The organism is Micromonospora sp. PTRAS2 (genome assembly GCF_054052245.1).
This window is the reverse complement of record NZ_JBSWBU010000004.1, coordinates 458,201-475,001: the sequence shown is the minus strand read 5'-3', so window position 1 is coordinate 475,001 and position 16,801 is coordinate 458,201. Positions and strand designations below refer to the sequence as shown.

The window sequence follows — 16,801 nt, the reverse complement described above, 5'->3', positions numbered from 1 at the left end:
AGGCTAGCCCCCGGGTACGACACGCCGCGGCCCCCGGGGCCGCGCCGCCCCGCTCAGCCGCGCACCACCAGCAGCGGGATCGTCATCTCGGCGGCCGTGTCCGACCCGTGGTAGGCCACCAGTCGGGAGTCCATGGGGTGCTCCGAGCGGGTGGCGACCACGGCGGACGTGCCCCGGCAGACCACCACCACGTCGCCGATGCGGCCCAGGTGCGCCTCGGGCACCGGCCCGAACCAGCCGGTCGCCACCGCCTCCTCGCGGCGCAGCACCCGGGCCGCGTCGCCGAGCACGGCCGACCAGGCGGCCACCACGTCGTCGGCCGCCCCCGGCGCGACGTGCAGGTAGCGGACCCGGGGCTCCCCGGCGAGCACCCGCACCCCGGCCCGCAGCCGGTCGTCGGCGTCGAAGTCGATCCGGTCGGCCGGCGGCACGTCGAGCTGGCCGTGGTCGGCGGTGACCAGCAGCGCGGCGTCCGGCGGCAGCCCGTCGACCAGCCGGGCGAGCAGCGCGTCCACCCCGGCCGCGGCGGCCCGCCACGGCGCCGAGTCGACGCCGGAGAGGTGGCCGTGCCGGTCCAGGTCGGGGTGGTAGCCGGAGACCAGGGTCGGCCCGGCCCCGGCGTGCAGCGCGGTCAGCATCGCGGTGGCCAGCGCGGCGGCGTCGGCGGCGCCCCGGTAGTCGCCGCCCCGGTTGGCGGCGAGGGTGAGCCCGCTGCCGGCGTACTCGGGGCGGCTCACCACGGTCACCGCGACCCCGGCGGCGCGGGCGCGTTCGAGCTGGGTGGCGACGGGCTGCCAGCGCAGCGGCTCCGGGTCGCCGGTCCACTCGATGTGGCTGAGCACCCGGTCGGTGTCGGGCACCCGCACCCGGAACCCGAGCACCCCGTGCACGCCGGGCGCGGCCCCGGTGCCCAGCGTCACCAGGCTGGTCGGGGTGGTCGACGGGAAGCCGCAGGTGAGCGGGCGGCCGACGGTCGCGGCCAGCCCGGCGAGGGTCGGCGCGTGCGGGGCGGCGGTGGGGATCTGGTACCAGCCGAGCCCGTCGACCAGCAGCACCGCGACCCGCCGCACCCCGGCGAGTGCCGGCGTCAGGCCGAGCAGGTCGACGGCCCCGGGCACGCCGAGCACCGCCAGGGCGCTGGGCAGCACGTCGGCGAGGCTCGCCCCGCCGTAGCGGGGCGGCACCGGGGCCAGCGGATCGGCGGGCGGGCGCGGGGGCGGGACGGCGGCCCTGCGCGCGGGCTCCCCGGGCGGGGGCGGGACGGCGGCGGTCATGCCGGGCGGCGGGCGAAGAGGTGCAGCTGGGCCGCGAGGTCCCGGTACGGCGGCCGGGCGGCCAGGGCCCGCTCCAGCTCGACCACGGCGGCCTGCTGGCCGTCCGCGACGGCGGCGGGGAGGAGGTCGGCCAGGACGCGTACCCCGTGGATCTCCTCGACCGTGAGACCGGCGGCGGCCAGCAGCGCGGCGGCGCGGTCGGCGTCGTAGCGCCGGCGCAGGGTGTCGCGGGGGCCGGCGGTGCCGGCCGGGTCGGCGGCCAGGGCGGCGGCCACGTCGAGGTGGCCGTTCATCGCCCGGCCGAGCACCGCGGCGGCCTGCCCGGCCACCAGCACGCTCGCCGCGCCGCCCGGGCGCAGCGCGGTGACCAGCGCGGCCACCACGGGCGCGGGGTCGTCGACGACCTCCAGTACGGAGTGGCAAAGCACCAGGTCGACGCTGGCCGGCTCGACCAGCCCGGCGAGGGCGTCGCCGTCGCCCTGCACGGCGCGCACTCGGTCGGCGACGCCGGACTCGGCGGCCCGGCGGGTGAGCGCGGCGAGCGCGTCAGGGCTGGCGTCGACCACGGTGACCCGGTGCCCGGCCTGCGCGAGCGGCACGGCGAAGCCGCCGGTGCCGCCGCCCACGTCGAGGACGGTGAGCCGGTCGCCGGCGCGGCGTTCCAGCTCGGCCCGGAGCACCGACCAGATGACGGCGGTACGGGGGGTCAACGGCGGGCCGGTGAACCGGGTACTGGTCTGCTCCACACGGTCGAGCCTAGTCAGCCCTGGCGGTGTTAACAGGGGGCCCCTGCTATGCAGAAAGCGTTAACAAGGTGCCCTTCCTTGCACCGTCAGCGGAAGTCGCGGGAGGCCGGGGCGACCGGCGGCTCGATCGGGTCGAGCCGGTCGGCGGTCAGGTTGGTCACCCCCTCGTGCCGCTGCAACCGGCCGCGCACCACCAGCGCGGCGCTGGTGCGCGCCACCTTCCGGTAGCGCTGCCACAGCCCCGGCGAGCAGGTGACGTTGAGCATGCCGGTCTCGTCCTCCAGGTTGAGGAAGGTGACCCCGCCGGCGGTCGCCGGCCGCTGCCGGTGGGTGACGATCCCGCCGACGCGGATCCGCCGGCCCGGCTCCACCCGCCCCAGCCGGGCGATCGGCACCGCGCCGAGGGCGTCGAGCCGGTCGCGCAGGAACCGGGCCGGGTGGCTCTCCGGCGACAGGCCCGTCGCCCAGACGTCGGCGACGAGGCGGTCCACCGCGTCCATGCCGGGCAGCGTCGGCGCGGTCGCGCCGGTCACCGTGCCCGGCAGCCGGCCCGGCCGGTCCTGGGCGGCCGCCCCGGCGGCCCAGAGCGCCTGCCGCCGGGTCAGACCGAAGCAGGCGAAGGCGTCGGCGGTGGCCAGCGCCTCCAGCTGCGCGGCCGACAGGCCCACGCGCCGGGCCAGGTCCGGCATGTCGCGGTACGGCCCGTGCGCCGCCCGCTCCGCCTCGATCCGCTCGGCAACCGGATCGCCGAGGGTACGCACGCCGCCCAGCCCGAGCCGCACCGCCGGACCGCCCAGCCCCCACGCGTGCGGCGGCTCGCCCGGCACGCTCCCCCACCGGGTCTCCGGGGTGGATTCCAGCACCGCCTTCGCGCCGCTGGCGTTGACGTCCGGCCGGCGCACCTGCACGCCGTGCCGCCGCGCGTCGTCGACCAGGGTCTGCGGCGAGTAGAAGCCCATCGGCTGGGCGTTGAGCAGCGCGGCCAGGAACGGCCCCGGGTGGTAGCGCTTCAGCCAGGAGCTGGCGTACACCAGGTAGGCGAAGCTCATCGCGTGGCTCTCCGGGAAGCCGTAGCTGGCGAACGCGGTGAGCTTGCGGTAGACGTCGTCGGCCAGCTCCCCGGCGATGCCCCGCTCGGCCATCCCCGCGTAGAGCCGGTCGGCGATCCGCGCCATCCGCTGCACCGACCGCTTCGCCCCCATCGCCCGGCGCAGCTGGTCGGCCTCCGCCGCGTCGAAGCCGGCCAGGTCGATGGCGAGCTGCATCAGCTGCTCCTGGAACAGCGGCACGCCGAGGGTCTTCTCCAGCGCGTTGCGCATCAGCGGGTGCGGGTACGCCACCGGCTCCTGGCCGTTGCGCCGCCGGATGTACGGGTGCACCGAGCCGCCCTGGATCGGGCCGGGCCGGATCAGCGCCACCTCCACCACCAGGTCGTAGAACTCGCGGGGCTTCAGCCGGGGCAGGGTGGCCATCTGGGCGCGACTCTCCACCTGGAACACCCCCACCGAATCGGCCCGGCAGAGCATGTCGTAGACCTCGGGGTCGTCCAGCGTCATGTCGCCCAGGTCGAGGGTCTCGCCGATCATGTCGTAGCCGTAGTGCAGGGCGGAGAGCATGCCGAGGCCGAGCAGGTCGAACTTGACCAGCCCGACGGCGGCGCAGTCGTCCTTGTCCCACTGCAGCACGCTGCGGCCGGGCATCCGCCCCCACTCCACCGGGCAGACCTCGATCACCGGCCGGTCGCAGATCACCATCCCGCCGGAGTGGATGCCCAGGTGCCTCGGAAACGTCTGCAACTCGTTCGCGTACGCCACGACCTGCTCGGGGACGTCCTCGGCGTCGACCGCGGCGACCGAGCCCCAGCGGTCGATCTGCTTGCTCCAGGCGTCCTGCTGGCCGGGCGAGAAGCCGAACGCCTTCGCCACGTCCCGCACCGCCGAACGCGGCCGGTAGGAGATGACGTTGGCGACCTGGGCGGCGTGCTCCCGGCCGTACCGGGCGTAGACGTGCTGGATCACCTCCTCCCGGCGGTCGGACTCGATGTCCACGTCGATGTCGGGCGGCCCGTCGCGCTCCGGGGCGAGGAACCGCTCGAACAGCAGCCGGTGCCGCACCGCGTCCACGTTGGTGATCCGCAGCGCGTAGCAGACCGCCGAGTTGGCCGCCGACCCCCGGCCCTGGCAGTAGATGTCCTGCGCGCGGCAGAACGCGACGATGTCGTAGACCACCAGGAAGTAGCCGGGGAAGCCCAGCTCGTCGATCATCCGCAGCTCGTGGTCGAGCTGCGCGTACGCCTCCGGATGGGCCGCGGGCGGCCCGTACCGCTCGTGGGCCCCGGCCATGGTCAGCTCGCGCAGCCAGCTCATCTCGGTGTGCCCCGGCGGCACCGGGTACGCCGGCAGCTTCGGCGCGACCAGTTGCAGGTCGAACGCCAGCTCCGCGCCGAACTCGGCGGCCCGCGCCACCGCACCCGGGTAAGCGGTGAACCGCGCCGCCATCTCCGCCCCGTCGCGCAGGTGGGCGGTGCCGGCGGCGGGCAGCCAGCCGTCGATCTCGTCGAGGCTGCGCCGGGCCCGCACGGCGGCCAGGGTGGTGGCCAGCCGGCGGCGGCCCGGGGTGGCGTAGTGCACGTTGTTCGTGGCCACCGTGGGCAGCCCGGCGGCGCGGGCCAGCTCGGCGAGCGCGTCGTTGCGGTCGCCGTCGACCGGGTGCCCGTGGTCGGTCAGCTCCACCGCCACCGTCTCCGCGCCGAACAGCGCGGTGAGCCGGTCCAGCTCCCGGGCCGCCGCGTCGACGCCCGCGGTGAGCAGCGCGGCCGGCACGTGCCCCTTGCGGCAGCCGGTGAGCACCAGCACGTGGTCGCGCAGCTCGGCGGCGACCTCCTCCAGCTCCCCGTAGTCGGGGCGGCCCTTCTGGCCGCCGCGCAGCTGGGCCCGGGAGATGGTGGCGGCGAGCCGCGCGTATCCCTCGTGGCCGTGGGCGAGCACCAGCAGGTGCGCACCGAGCGGGTCGGGCTCGCCGTTCTGCGGGCCGGGCAGCCCGAGGGACAGCTCCGCGCCGAAGACCGTCGGCAGGTGCAGCGCGCGGGCCGCCTCGGCGAAGCGCACCACGCCGTAGAAGCCGTCGTGGTCGGTGACGGCGAGCGCGGTGAGCCCGAGCCGGGCCGCCTCCTCGGCCAGCTCCTCGGGGTGGCTGGCCCCGTCGAGGAAGCTGAAGTTGCTGTGCGCGTGCAGCTCGGCGTACGGCACGGCACCGCTGCCCGGCCCGCCACCGCCCGGCCCGCCGCCGGTGTGGTGGGGTGGCTCCGGCGGGGTGTACCGGCCCCGGCGGCGGCTCCAGGCGGGGCCGTCGCCCCCGTCGGCGTCGACGGCGAGGGGATCCACCACGGGCGGGTCCACGGCCCACAGGTGCCGCCCGCCCGCGCCGCCCTGCTCTCTGCTCCGACCCGGCTCGCCGCCCCGCCCGGAGAGCACCCGCTCCAGCTCCCCCCAGCCCATCCCGGGATTGTGAAAGCTCACCGCGCACCCCGTGACACGGAGATCTTGGTACGTTTCGGCCCCTGGAGGGGCCGAAACGTACCAAGATCTGCGGCGGGAAGGTCCGGGCGGTCAGTCATAGATCGCCTCCACCAGCCACTGGCCGGACTCGACCGCCAGCAGGAGGGCCGCCCCGTCGGCCAGGCACACCTGGAACCGGGCCCGGCGGCGGGCCTCCGCCGGGGACCACCAGCGCTCGTCCACCGGCCACGGGCCGGCCCAGCCGACGATCTCCACCGGGCGGGCCGCGCCGACGGCCAGCCGCGCCGGGGTGGCGGTGAGCTGGAGCCGCGCGCTGACCCCGACCGGCTCGCCGGCCGCGTCGTGGACGGTCGCGGCGAGCGGGGCGGGCAGCACCACGGCCGGCGCAGGCGGCGGCAGCCGACCCGGCCACGGCGGCGACGTGCCCCGCCCCGACGAGGCCGCCCCGGCCCGGGCGGGGCCGGGCGGCTCGCCGGGGCGGGCGGGCAGCCGTTCGTCGCCCCACGGCACCAGCCGCACCTGGTCGTCCGGTGACCGGCCGCCGCCGAGCACCGCGGTGACCACCGCCTCGGGGCCGAGGAGGCCCTGCACCCGGCTCAGCGCCCGGTGCGCCCGCTCGCGTTCCTCGCCCGTCTCCCCCCACAGCCCGGGTTGCAGGTCGGCCCGGGCGAGCACCCCGTCGGGCACCAGGCGCAGTCGGATGATCCCGGCCGTCGGACGGGTCGGGCGGGCACCGGGGCGGCCGGCGCTGCCGGCGAGCCAGCCGTCGAGCTGCCATCGCACCCGGTCGGCGACGGCCGCCGCGGTGAGCAGCCCGTCGTGCCGCCACACGCGGTGCAGCTCCTGGCCGTCGGCGGTGACCGCCTCGATGCCCAGCCGGGTGCAGGCCAGCCCGTGCGCGGCGAGCCGGTCGTGCAGCCGCTCGGCCAGCGCCCGGGCGGCGAAGGCGGCGGCGTCGACCCGGTCGATCGGCTCGTCGTGGTCGGCGGTGACGGCCAGGTCCGCCGGGGGCCGACGGACGGCCAACGGCCGGTGGTCCCGGCCGGCGGCGAGCCGGTGGGCCAGCGCGCCGTCGAACCCGAACCGGGCCAGCACGTCCCCGGCCGGCAGCGCGGCGAAGCCCCCCAGGGTGCGTACGCCGAGCCGGCGCAACAGGTCGGCCAGGGCCGGCCGGCCGAGCGCCTCCACCGGCAGGCCGGCCAGGAAGCCGGGGGTGCCGCCGGGGGGCACCACCCGCCCGTCCCGGGCCGCCAGGCCGGCGGCGAACACCCCGTCGGCGATGCCCACCTGGCTCTCCACCGCACAGGTCTGGGCGACGTGCTCGATGATCCGCTCGGCGGCCACCTCCTCGCCGCCCAGGTAGCGGGCCGGGCCCCGGGCGGCCAGCGCGCAGGCGCCGGGGCGCACCACCTCGACGCCGGCGGCCAACTCCTCGACGGCGGCCACCACCGGCTCGAAGGCCCGGGCGTCCCGCCCCGGGTCGTGGTCGACGACGGTCAGCCGGGGGCAGCGCCCCTGCGCCTCCCGCTTGCGCAGGCCCCGGCGGACGCCCTCGGCGCGGGCCGCCTCGGAGCAGGCGACCACCCGGTTGGCGTGCAGCACGGCCACCGCCCCGGTCGCCGGCACCCCGTCGACGAGCTCGGCGGCGAGCACCGGCCAGTCGGGGCACCAGAGCAGCAGCGTCCGCACCGGCACCTCGGTCACGCCGGGCCGACCATGGTGAGCGCGCCCCGGCGGGGCGGTGCGTCCGCCGACGGCGGGACGGCCGACGACAGCGGGACGGCCGACGACAGTGACGACGCGGCGGGCGACGGCGGCGACTCGACCGACCGCGGCGCAACCGACGACGGCGGGACGGGGCGGAGCCGGCCGGCGGCCGAGCGGCCGGTGGCGGAGCCGCCCGACGCGACGGGTGGGCGGGGGATGACCCGGGTGAGCGCGTCTCCGGGAAGCCAGACCTTGATCTCCTTGGGCCGGGCCGCCGCGCCCCGCCCCCGGGCGCAGATGGTGACCTCGCGCCGCCGCAGCCGGCCCCGGCCCTGGCCCAGCCCTTCCCAGACGCCCCGGACCACCTGCAGCGTGACGTCCGCGCCGTCCCACCGGCCGTACGGGACGAGCACGCTCCCGCGCTGCCGCGCCCGGGCGGCCAGCCGGTTGGCCACGGAGGCGGAGACGGTGGCCGGCACGGCGGCGACCACCACGTCCACCCCGTCGATCAGGGCGGCGACGACGGTCGGCCAGTCCGGCCCGGGCTGCGGCACCAGGGCGAGCCGGTCCAGGGCGATGCCGGCCTCGGCCGCGGCCCCCGCGCCGAAGGTCGGCACCCCCACCACGGCGCACCACGAGCCGGCCCGGGACGCCTCGGCGAGCAGCGCCAGCACCAGGGAGGTGCCGCCGCTGTGCCGGGGCTGGCCGGCGGCGACCGCGATCGTGCTGCCCCGACGCAGCCCCCGGCTGGGCAGCAGGCCGGTCAGCTCGGCGGCCACCGGCAGCATCCGGTGCGCCCCGGCCGGGTCCGGCGCGCTCGCCGGACGGACCAGGCCGGCCAGTGCGGCGGAACCGACCACCATGCGGCCCGCCATCGGACCTACCCCCTGTCGTGCCTCGCCCGTCGTTGCCGAAGTGCCGTGCGGAAGTGCCGTGCGGAAGTGCCGAAGTGCCGTGCTGGGTGGGTGGGCGCCGGTCGCGGTCAGGCGGCGAGGCCGTCGAGCGCCGGCTGGTGGGTCAGCCCGAGGGAGGTCTCCACCACCGTCACGAACTGCTCGGCCGCCCGGAGCAGGTCGTCGGCCTGCCGGGCGCTGACCACCCGGGGGATGCCGGCCTCGGCGGCGGCGCGCTTGCCCGCGCCGGCGGCGAAGTAGGCGGCCCACTCGTCCAGCTCGGGGGCGACGGTGCAGAGCAGGACCCAGACGCTGGTGATGCGGTGTCGCCGGGCCGGCGCGGGGCGGGCGCGGGCGGCGAGCACGGCCGCGGCGGCGCGGAGGGCGGCGAGGTGGGCCGCGGCGTAGCGCAGGCCGTCGGGGCGGGTGCGGGCGGCCTCCGCCAGCCCGTGCCGGGCCACCGCGAGGAGCTGGGCCGGGGTGCGGTTCGGCAGCACGTGCGCCGGCACCGTCGGTGGCTGGGCCGAGTTGGTCGGCATGGGCTGTCTCCTCCACGTGGCCGGGGCCGGGCACGGCGGCCGGGGCCGCCGGCACGGGCCGGGTCGGGTGGTGCGGAGGAAGACGCACCGGGTGGGGCCGGCCGGGTGTGGACGCTTCCCCACACCACACCCGGCCGGCGATACCGGCGGGTTCGTCGCCCGCCGCCCGGGGGTCGTGGGCGGCGGGCGACGCTCCTGCCTGACGGGCCCGGACTCGCGACTGCCCGGGACCCAGGTGCGGCCCGCGGAGCCGCACCGCCCGGGGCCGGCGCCGCGAAACACCACCCCGGGTTGTTGGAACGGGCGTTCGAGGCAATCGAACACTCGTTCTAACTACTGCTGACAGTACACCCCGCGCCCGACGAAAACGCAACGTGTGGCAGGCCGGCGTGCCGAAACAGGCGGCGACGCTAGCCTCTGCTGGTGACGACTCCCCGCCCCGCCCTCGGTGTCGCCATGGTGCTCGGCTCGGGAGCCCTGTTCGCCGTCAACGGCACGGTCTCCAAGCTGGTGCTCCGGGCCGGCCTGAACGCGCAGCAGCTGACCCTGCTGCGCGCCCTGGGCGCGGTCGCCATCCTGCTGCTGCTCAGCGTCGCGCTGCGTCCGGGGGCGCGCCGGCTGCGGGTCACCGCCCGGCAGCTGCCGCTGCTGATCGGGTACGGCCTGACCGGCTTCTTCCTGGTGCCGATGCTCTACTTCGTCGCCATCTCCCGGCTGCCGGTCGGGATCGGCCTGCTGTTCGAGTACTCCGCCCCGCTGCTGGTCGCCCTCTGGGCCCGGTTCGGCCAGCGGCACCGGGTCCGTCCCCGGCTCTGGGTCGGCCTGGCGCTGAGCCTCGTCGGGCTGGGCTGCGTGGCCGAGGTGTGGGGCGGGCTGCGGCTGGACGGCCTGGGCGTGCTGGCCGGCGTGGGCGCGGCGGTCTTCCTGGCCGGCTACTACGTGCTCGGGGCGCGGGGCGTGCAGGGCCGCGACACCCTGTCGCTGTGCACCTGGGCGTTCGGCGGGTCCGCCGTGGCCGGGCTGCTCACCCGGGCGGTCACCGCCGGCACCGGCGGCTGGGAGCCGCTGACCGGCCGCGCCGGGGGCGTGCCGGTCGCGCTGCTCTGCGCGTACGTGGTGGTGCTCGGCTCGGTCGTGCCGTACCTGCTGGTGGCCGGCGCGATGCGGCACCTGCCCGCGACCAGCGTCGGGATCGTCGGCATGGTGGAGCCGGTGCTCGCCGCGGCGGTCGCCTGGGTGGTCATCGGCGCGGGCGAGGCGCTCAACGTCGCCCAGCTCGGCGGCGGCGCGCTGGTGCTGCTCGGGGTGGTGCTGGCCGAGACGGCCCGGGCCGCCCCGCCCGGGCGGCAGACCGTGCCGCCCGCGCCCGACGCGGTGGTCACCGGCGCTGCCGCCGCCGGCCGCTGACCGCCGGGATTCTCAGTACGCGCACAGGTTTCACAAAGGGCCGGTCGAGGTCACCGCCGCAGGGTGGACCCCATGAACGTCAGTCGTACCGAAACGATCGACGGATGAGCGCCGCCGTCGCCGAACGACCGGCCCCGACCCGCCTCGTCCCGCCGGGAGCCCCCGGCTGGTGGGCCGACGTGGCGGGCGTCGCCGCCGCGCTCAGCCTGCTCGTGGTCACCGCCCTCTGGACGGCCGACCGGGGGGTGCAGGAGCTGCTGTCCGGGGTGGCCACCGGCCTCACCTCCGCCGGCCGGCTCACCGGCCTGCTCAGCGCCGACCTGATGCTGATCCAGGTGGTCCTGATGGCCCGGGTGCCGCTGGTCGAGCGGCGCTTCGGCCAGGACCGGATCGCCCGCTGGCACCGGCTCGCCGGCTTCGCCTCGTTCCACCTGCTGCTGGCCCACGTGGCGCTGACCACCATCGGGTACGCGGGCACCGCCCGCGAGGACGTCGTCACGCAGTTCTGGCTGCTGGTCACCGGGTACCCGGGGATGCTGCTGGCCACCGCCGCGCTGGGCCTGCTGGTGCTGGTGGTGGTCACGTCGGTGCGGGCGGCCCGCCGCCGGCTGCGCTACGAGTCCTGGCACCTGCTGCACCTGTACGCGTACCTGGGGATCGCGCTGGCGCTGCCGCACCAGCTCTGGACCGGCGCGGACTTCGTCGCCTCACCCGTCGCGCGGGCGTACTGGTGGACGGCGTACCTGCTGGCGCTGGGCAGCGTGCTGGTGTTCCGGCTGGGGCTGCCGGCGTGGCGCTCCCTGCGACACCGGGTCGAGGTGGCGGCGGTGGTGCCCGAGGCGCCGGGGGTGACGTCGGTGTGGCTGCGCGGGCGGGACCTGCACCGGCTGCCCGTGCGGGCGGGGCAGTTCTTCTCCTGGCGGTTCCTCGACGGCCCCGGCTGGTCCCGGGCCCACCCGTACTCGCTGTCGGCGCCCCCGTCGGGGGACCTGATGCGGATCACCGTGAAGGACCTCGGCGACGGCAGCGCCCGGGTGGCCGCCCTGCGCCCCGGCACCCGGGTGCTGCTGGAGGGCCCGTACGGGCGGCTGACCGGGGAGCACTGGCGCGGCGGCGGGATCACGATGTTCGCCTGCGGGGTCGGCGTCACGCCGCTGCTGGCGCTGCTGTGGGAACTGCCGTACGCCCCGGGGCAGGCGGTGCTGCTCTACCGCGCGCGTACCGAGGAGGAGATCGCCTTCCGCGCGGAGCTGGACCGGCTCGCGGCCGAGCGCGGGGTGGTGGTGCACCACCTGGTCGGCCCGCGCGCCGGGCGACCCGCCTGGCTGCCGGCGTACGCGGAGGGGGCGACCGACGCCGAGGCGCTGCGCCGGCTCTCCCCCGACATCGCCGACCACGACGTCTTCCTCTGCGGCCCGGACGGCTGGGTCGACGCGGCACGGGCCGCCACCCGCGCCGCCGGGGTGCCCGACGAGCACACCCACCACGAACGTTTTGCCTGGTGACAGGCGCGAAGGGGGTTTCCATGCGACGGATCACCGTGTGGCTGCTGTCCACCGTGGCGGCGCTGGTGCTGCTGTTCAGCTACAAGACCAGCACGATGGGGGTGGGCGGGGAGAGCAGCGCGATCGCCGCCGGCACGGGCGGCGACGCCAGCACCGGCTCGTCCACCACCGGCACCGACACCGGCCCGTCGGGCACCGACGCCGACACCGGCTCGTCCGGCACCGGCGCCGGGCGGTACGACGGGTCGGTGGCGCAGACCCGGTGGGGGCCGGTGCAGGTCCGGATCACCGTCTCCGGCGGGAAGATCACCGACGTCACCGCGCTCCAGGTGCCCGACGGCAACCACCGGGACCAGCAGATCAACGACTACGCGGTGCCGATCCTGCGGCAGTCGGCCCTGGCCGCGCAGAGCGCCGACATCGACACGGTCTCCGGGGCCACCGTCACCAGCGACGGCTACCGGGAGTCCCTCCAGGCCGCCATCGACGCGGCGCACCTGTGAACGGGAAGGTGGACACGATGGCCACGACCACCGAGCCGGGCCGGCGGGCCTGGGTGGAACAGGTGATGGGACTGCCGGTGAGCGTGCACCTGCGCGGGCCCGGGGTGCGCGACGAGGCCGTCGCCGCCCGGGTGGAGGCGTTCTTCGCCGAGCTGCGCGCGGCCGACGACACGTTCAGCACGTACCGGCCGGACAGCGTCCTCGGCCGGCTCGCCGGCCGGTCGCCCGACCCGGCCACCGCCGACCCGGCGGTGCGGGAGGTGGTCGAGCTGTGCGAGCTGGCCCGGCTGCGCACCGGCGGCCGGTTCGACGCCCGGCGGCTGCCGCTGCCGCGCGGCGGCGTCGGCTTCGACCCGTCCGGGCTGGTCAAGGGCTGGGCGGTCGAACGGGCGGCCCGGTGGCTGACCGACCTGGCCGACCACGACGTGTGCCTCAACGCCGGGGGCGACGTGCTGCTGCGCGCCGCGCCCGACCGGCCGGCGTGGCGGGTCGGCGTCGAGGACCCGCAGTCCCCGGGGCACCTGCTCGACGTGCTGGAGCGGGCGTCCGGGGCGGTCGCCACCTCCGGCACCGCCCGGCGCGGCGCGCACATCACCGACCCGCGCGCCGGCCGGCCCGCCGGGGCCGTCCGATCCGTCACCGTGGTCGGCCCCGACCTGCTGTGGGCCGACGTGTACGCCACGGCTGCCGTCGCCGGGGGCCCGGACGCCCTGGACTGGCTGGCCGCCCTCGACGGGTACGCCGCCCTGCTGGTGACCGCCGACGGCCGGGTCCGGGCCACCCCGCGCTGGCCGGGCACCCGGCCGGCGGCGGGGGCCGCCGCGGCGTAGCCGGCCCGCGGCGTGGGTGGGTGGGTGCGACGGGCGCGGCGGCGGCGGGGAGAATGGGCGGCATGCAGCCACACCCGAACGTGCGGGCCGTGCAGGAGGCCCTCGACGCCGCGGGCGCGCGGGACGGCTCCGGCCGGCCCAGCGAGGTCCGCCTGCTGCCCGAGGCGGTGCACACCGCCGCGGCGGCCGCCGACGCGCTCGGCGTCGCCGTCGGCGCCATCGCGAACTCGCTCGTCTTCGACGCCGACGACGCGCCGCTGCTGGTGCTCACCTCCGGCGCGCACCGGGTGGACGTCGCCGGCCTGGCCGCGCACCTCGGGTTCACCCACCTGCGCCGGGCCACCCCCGAGTTCGTCCGCAGGCACACCGGCCAGCCGATCGGCGGGGTCGCCCCGCTCGGCCACCCCGAGCCGCTGCGCACCCTCGTCGACGTGGCCCTGGCCGGCTACGACGAGGTCTGGGCGGCCGGCGGGGTGCCCCAGGCGGTCTTCCCCACGACGTACGCGGAGCTGCTGCGGATCACCGTCGGCACCGCGACCGAGGTGGCGTGAGCGGCGTCCCCGAGCTGGTCACCCTGCACGTCTGGCGGATCGGCCGGGCCGCCCTGCCCGGCGCGCTGGCCCGGATGGCGACGCACCCGGCGCGGTTGCGCCGCACCACCGGGGTCCGGTTCGGCAAGCTGCTCGGCACCGGGACGGGCACCGGCTTCGGCCCCGGCGACGCCGACCTGACCCGCTGGGCGGCCCTCGCCGTCTGGGACCGCGCGGCCGACGCCGCCGGCTTCGACGCCTCGCCCGTGGGCCGTTCCTGGGCCCGCGTCGCCCGCTCGTCGGTGCGGGTCGACCTGCGCCCGTTGACCAGCCGGGGCGAGTGGTCCGGGCGGCGGCCGTTCGGCGAGCCGTCCGGCGGTCGGGTCGCCGGCCCGGTGCTGGCGCTGACCCGGGCCCGGCTGCGGGCCCGCCGGGCGGCCACCTTCTGGCGGGCCGTCCCGCCGGTGGCCGCCGCCCTGCACGCCGCGCCCGGCCTGCTGGCCCGGTTCGGCGTCGGCGAGGCCCCGCTGGGCTGGCAGGGCACGGTCAGCGTGTGGCGCGATCCGGCGGACCTCGTCGCGTTCGCGTACCGTCACCCCGAGCACCGCGCCGCGATCGCGCGCACCCCCACCGAGGGGTGGTACGCGGAGGAGCTCTTCGCGCGGTTCGAGGTGCGCGACGTGGTCGGCGACCGGGCGGTGCTGGGGTGGGTCGCCGACGGCGACGCGGCAACGGCGAAGGATGGGCGGGCATGAGGCTGGTGCGCTGGACGCCGGACGACCTGGTCCGACGGCTGGACGACGTGGTGGCCGTCTACGGCGAGGCGATGAACTACCGGGCCGACCTGCTGGAGGCGCGGCGCGGCTACATCGCCACCCACGTGCGCCGTCCCGGCTTCCGCGCCGTGGCGAGCCTCACCTCCGAGGGGCACCTGGCCGGCTTCGGGTACGGCTACCTCGGCACGCCCGGTCAGTGGTGGCACGACCAGGTGCACCGGGCGCTGACCGCCGGTGCCCGGCAGCGCTGGCTCGCCGACTGCTTCGAGGTGGTCGAGCTGCACGTCCGGCCGCCCGCCCAGGGGCACCGCCTGGGCACCCGGCAGCTCACCGCGCTGCTGCGCATGGCACCGGGCAGCACCACCCTGCTCTCCACGCCCGAGGCCGACGAGCAGCGCTCCCGGGCCTGGCGGCTGTACCGCCGGTTCGGCTTCGTCGACGTGCTGCGCCACTTCCACTTCCCCGGCGACGAACGCCCGTTCGGCATCCTCGGCCGGGACCTCCCGCTCACCCCGCCGGCCCCGGCCGCCGACAGCCCCGCCGGCCGGGCCGGTCCCGCCGCCCCCGCGCCGGCCGGCCCGGCCGCCCCGGCACCGGGATCGGCCGCGCCGTGACCCGGCCCGGACTCCGGCCGCTGCTGCCCTGGGTGGGGCTGGGGGTGCTGGTCCTGGCCCAGATCTGCTACCCGCTCACCGTCGGCGCCACCCGGGCCGGGCTGACCGTGGCCACCGTCGTCCTCGGCTATCTCCTCTCGGTCGGCCACGCGCTGCTGACCCGGGGTCCCCGCGCGGCGGCGGCGCTGGTCGCGGTGGCCACCGGGGGCGGCTTCGCCATCGAGGCGCTCGGGGTGGCCACCGGCTTCCCGTTCGGCAGCTACGACTACTCCGGGGAGCTGGGCCCGAAGCTGGCCGGGGTGCCGCTGGTCATTCCCCTGGCCTGGACCTGGATGGCCTGGCCCGCCTGGCTCACGGCGGCCCGGCTCGTCTCCCCCGGCGTCGCCCGGGTGGCCCTCGCCGCCGTCGGGCTCGCCGCGTGGGACCTGTTCCTCGACCCGCAGATGGTCGCCGAGGGCTACTGGGTGTGGCGGGACGCCACGCCCGCGCTGCCCGGCCTGCCCGGTGTGCCCGTCAGCAACTACCTCGGCTGGCTGCTGTTCGCGGTGCTGCTGATGGCGGCGCTGCGCCCGCTGGCCGGGGCGGTCGTCGACCGGGCCGGCCCCGGCGACGCCCCGATGTTCGCGCTCTACCTGTGGACGTACGCCTCCAGCATCCTGGCGCACGCGGTCTTCCTCGGCCTGCCCGCGTCGGCGGTGTGGGGCGCGGCCGGCATGGCGGTCGCCGCCGTCCCGCTGGCCCTGGCGCTGGGCCGCGACCGCCGGCCGGACCGGCAGGGTCGGCAGCCCCGGCAGCCCCAGCAGGGCCCGCCCGCCGACGCGACCGTATGACCGGCGTCCTGCTGCTGCTCGCCGCCGTCGCCGCGCTCACCGCGCACACCTGGGTCAACGCCACCCGGTGGCTGCGCCGCCCGGCCGGCGGGCCCGTCGAGGTCGCCGAGGCCGTCGCGGTGCTGCTGCCACTACGCGACGAGGCCGACCGGGTCACCCCGTGCCTGGAGTCGCTGCTCGCCCAGCGCGGCGTGCCCGGCCTGCGCATCGTGGTGCTCGACGACGGCTCCACCGACGGCACCGCCGACGTGGTCCGCGCGGTCGCCGGCGACGACGACCGGGTCACCCTGCTCACCGGCGTCGCCCCGCCGCCGGGCTGGCTGGGCAAGCCGCACGCCTGCCACCAGCTCGCCACTCGCGCCGACCCGGCCGCCACCGCGCTGGCCTTCGTCGACGCCGACGTCGTCCTCGCCCCGTACGCGGTGGCGGCGGCCGTCGCCGAGCTGCGCGCCGCGCGGGTGACGCTGCTGTCGCCGTACCCGAGGATCGTGACCCGGACCCCGACGGACCGGCTGGTGCAGCCGCTGCTGCAGTGGCTGTGGCTGACCTTCCTGCCGCTGCGGGCGATGGAGCGCTCGCCGCGGCCGTCGCTGGCGGCGGCCGGCGGGCAGTTCCTCGTGGTCGACCGGGCCGGCTATGCGGCGGCCGGCGGGCACGCCGCCGTGGCCGACCGGGTGCTGGAGGACATCGAGCTGGCCCGCGCGGTCAAGCGCTCCGGCGGCCGGATCGCCCTCGCCGACGGCTCCCGGCTGGCCACCTGCCGGATGTACGACGACTGGCCGCAGCTGCGCGACGGCTACACCAAGTCGCTGTGGGCCTCGTTCGGTCATCCCGGCGCGGCGGCGGCCGTGGTGGCGGCGCTGCTGCTGCTCTACACGGCTCCCCCGCTGGTCGCGCTGGCCGCCCTGGTCGCGGGCGCCCCGGCGGTCGCGGCGGTGGCGGCGCTGGCCTGGCTGCTCGGGATGGCCGGGCGGGCGGTCAGCGCCCGCGCCACCGGCGGCCGGTGGTGGCCCGACGCGCTCGGCCACCCCGTGTCGGTCGTGGTCCTCGGCTGGCTGACCGCGCGGTCGTACCATCTGCGGAAGCGGCGTCGTCTGTCCTGGCGGGGTCGCCCGGTCAGCTAGGAGGG

The 16,801-nt window shown here is 77.7% G+C and carries 13 protein-coding genes and 2 pseudogenes; 9 read left to right on the top strand and 6 right to left on the bottom strand.

Annotation, left to right across the window (positions count from 1 at the left end; genetic code table 11):
• Window positions 1-53: 53 nt before the first annotated feature.
• From ACVMYR_RS17125 to ACVMYR_RS17100, 6 genes and pseudogenes are all read right to left on the bottom strand, one after another.
• A complete protein-coding gene (locus ACVMYR_RS17125) occupies window positions 54-1,274 on the bottom strand; it encodes an alkaline phosphatase family protein (RefSeq protein ID WP_457122202.1) in 1,221 nt (406 codons plus the stop codon).
• Window positions 1,271-2,038 (bottom strand): methyltransferase domain-containing protein, encoded by a 768-nt coding sequence (locus tag ACVMYR_RS17120; RefSeq protein ID WP_077939041.1) that lies wholly within the window; start codon window positions 2,036-2,038, stop codon window positions 1,271-1,273. Before ACVMYR_RS17120 ends, ACVMYR_RS17125 begins: the two co-directional genes overlap by 4 nt.
• A 68-nt stretch (window positions 2,039-2,106) precedes the next feature.
• Entirely contained in the window at window positions 2,107-5,538 is a 3,432-nt protein-coding gene (locus tag ACVMYR_RS17115; protein WP_077939040.1) for an error-prone DNA polymerase, read from the bottom strand.
• Between the two features lie 90 nt (window positions 5,539-5,628).
• On the bottom strand, window positions 5,629-7,242 hold the full coding sequence (locus tag ACVMYR_RS17110; RefSeq protein WP_457122201.1) for a DNA polymerase Y family protein: 1,614 nt from the start codon (window positions 7,240-7,242) through the stop codon (window positions 5,629-5,631).
• 125 nt (window positions 7,243-7,367) lie between these two features.
• Window positions 7,368-8,120: pseudogene (locus tag ACVMYR_RS17105) on the bottom strand (hypothetical protein); the annotation flags it as partial.
• Window positions 8,121-8,227: 107 nt separating this feature from the next.
• The gene (locus tag ACVMYR_RS17100; RefSeq protein WP_077939038.1) at window positions 8,228-8,677 is read right to left on the bottom strand and encodes an SAV_6107 family HEPN domain-containing protein; all 450 of its coding nucleotides are present in this window, start codon (window positions 8,675-8,677) and stop codon (window positions 8,228-8,230) included.
• 423 nt (window positions 8,678-9,100) lie between these two features.
• Here ACVMYR_RS17100 and ACVMYR_RS17095 point away from each other — a divergent pair, with 423 nt between their 5' ends.
• From ACVMYR_RS17095 to ACVMYR_RS17055, 9 genes and pseudogenes are all read left to right on the top strand, one after another.
• Complete coding sequence (locus tag ACVMYR_RS17095) at window positions 9,101-10,084, top strand: EamA family transporter (RefSeq protein ID WP_363633557.1); 984 nt, start codon at window positions 9,101-9,103, stop codon at window positions 10,082-10,084.
• 104 nt (window positions 10,085-10,188) lie between these two features.
• Window positions 10,189-11,589 (top strand): ferredoxin reductase family protein, encoded by a 1,401-nt coding sequence (locus tag ACVMYR_RS17090; RefSeq protein ID WP_396787842.1) that lies wholly within the window; start codon window positions 10,189-10,191, stop codon window positions 11,587-11,589.
• 20 nt (window positions 11,590-11,609) lie between these two features.
• Window positions 11,610-12,092, top strand: coding sequence for an FMN-binding protein (locus ACVMYR_RS17085; RefSeq protein WP_077939035.1), 483 nt, complete (start codon window positions 11,610-11,612; stop codon window positions 12,090-12,092).
• A gap of 17 nt (window positions 12,093-12,109) precedes the next feature.
• On the top strand, window positions 12,110-12,922 hold the full coding sequence (locus ACVMYR_RS17080) for an FAD:protein FMN transferase (RefSeq protein WP_144082717.1): 813 nt from the start codon (window positions 12,110-12,112) through the stop codon (window positions 12,920-12,922).
• Window positions 12,923-12,984: 62 nt separating this feature from the next.
• Window positions 12,985-13,473, top strand: a complete 489-nt coding sequence (locus ACVMYR_RS17075) for a YbaK/EbsC family protein (RefSeq protein ID WP_077939045.1) — start codon at window positions 12,985-12,987, stop codon at window positions 13,471-13,473.
• Window positions 13,470-14,207: a monooxygenase gene (locus tag ACVMYR_RS17070; protein WP_077939034.1), complete on the top strand. Its 738-nt coding sequence runs from the start codon at window positions 13,470-13,472 to the stop codon at window positions 14,205-14,207. Before ACVMYR_RS17075 ends, ACVMYR_RS17070 begins: the two co-directional genes overlap by 4 nt.
• Window positions 14,204-14,770: pseudogene (locus tag ACVMYR_RS17065) on the top strand (GNAT family N-acetyltransferase); the annotation flags it as partial. The gene ACVMYR_RS17070 and the pseudogene ACVMYR_RS17065, both read left to right, overlap by 4 nt.
• Window positions 14,771-14,826: 56 nt before the next feature.
• The gene (locus ACVMYR_RS17060) at window positions 14,827-15,672 is read left to right on the top strand and encodes a carotenoid biosynthesis protein (RefSeq protein ID WP_457122300.1); all 846 of its coding nucleotides are present in this window, start codon (window positions 14,827-14,829) and stop codon (window positions 15,670-15,672) included.
• Window positions 15,669-16,796, top strand: a complete 1,128-nt coding sequence (locus ACVMYR_RS17055) for a glycosyltransferase (RefSeq protein WP_457122200.1) — start codon at window positions 15,669-15,671, stop codon at window positions 16,794-16,796. Before ACVMYR_RS17060 ends, ACVMYR_RS17055 begins: the two co-directional genes overlap by 4 nt.
• The last annotated feature ends 5 nt before the right edge of the window (window positions 16,797-16,801 follow it).

What these genes read in the sequence shown, in the direction of transcription:
- ACVMYR_RS17090 (WP_396787842.1), top strand. Translation starts at nt 10,189, where the DNA reads ATGAGCGCCGCCGTCGCCGAACGACCGGCCCCGACCCGCCTCGTCCCG.
- ACVMYR_RS17085 (WP_077939035.1), top strand. Translation starts at nt 11,610, where the DNA reads ATGCGACGGATCACCGTGTGGCTGCTGTCCACCGTGGCGGCGCTGGTG.
- ACVMYR_RS17080 (WP_144082717.1), top strand. Translation starts at nt 12,110, where the DNA reads ATGGCCACGACCACCGAGCCGGGCCGGCGGGCCTGGGTGGAACAGGTG.
- ACVMYR_RS17125 (WP_457122202.1), bottom strand. Translation starts at nt 1,274, where the DNA reads ATGACCGCCGCCGTCCCGCCCCCGCCCGGGGAGCCCGCGCGCAGGGCC.
- ACVMYR_RS17055 (WP_457122200.1), top strand. Translation starts at nt 15,669, where the DNA reads ATGACCGGCGTCCTGCTGCTGCTCGCCGCCGTCGCCGCGCTCACCGCG.
- ACVMYR_RS17075 (WP_077939045.1), top strand. Translation starts at nt 12,985, where the DNA reads ATGCAGCCACACCCGAACGTGCGGGCCGTGCAGGAGGCCCTCGACGCC.
- ACVMYR_RS17100 (WP_077939038.1), bottom strand. Translation starts at nt 8,677, where the DNA reads ATGCCGACCAACTCGGCCCAGCCACCGACGGTGCCGGCGCACGTGCTG.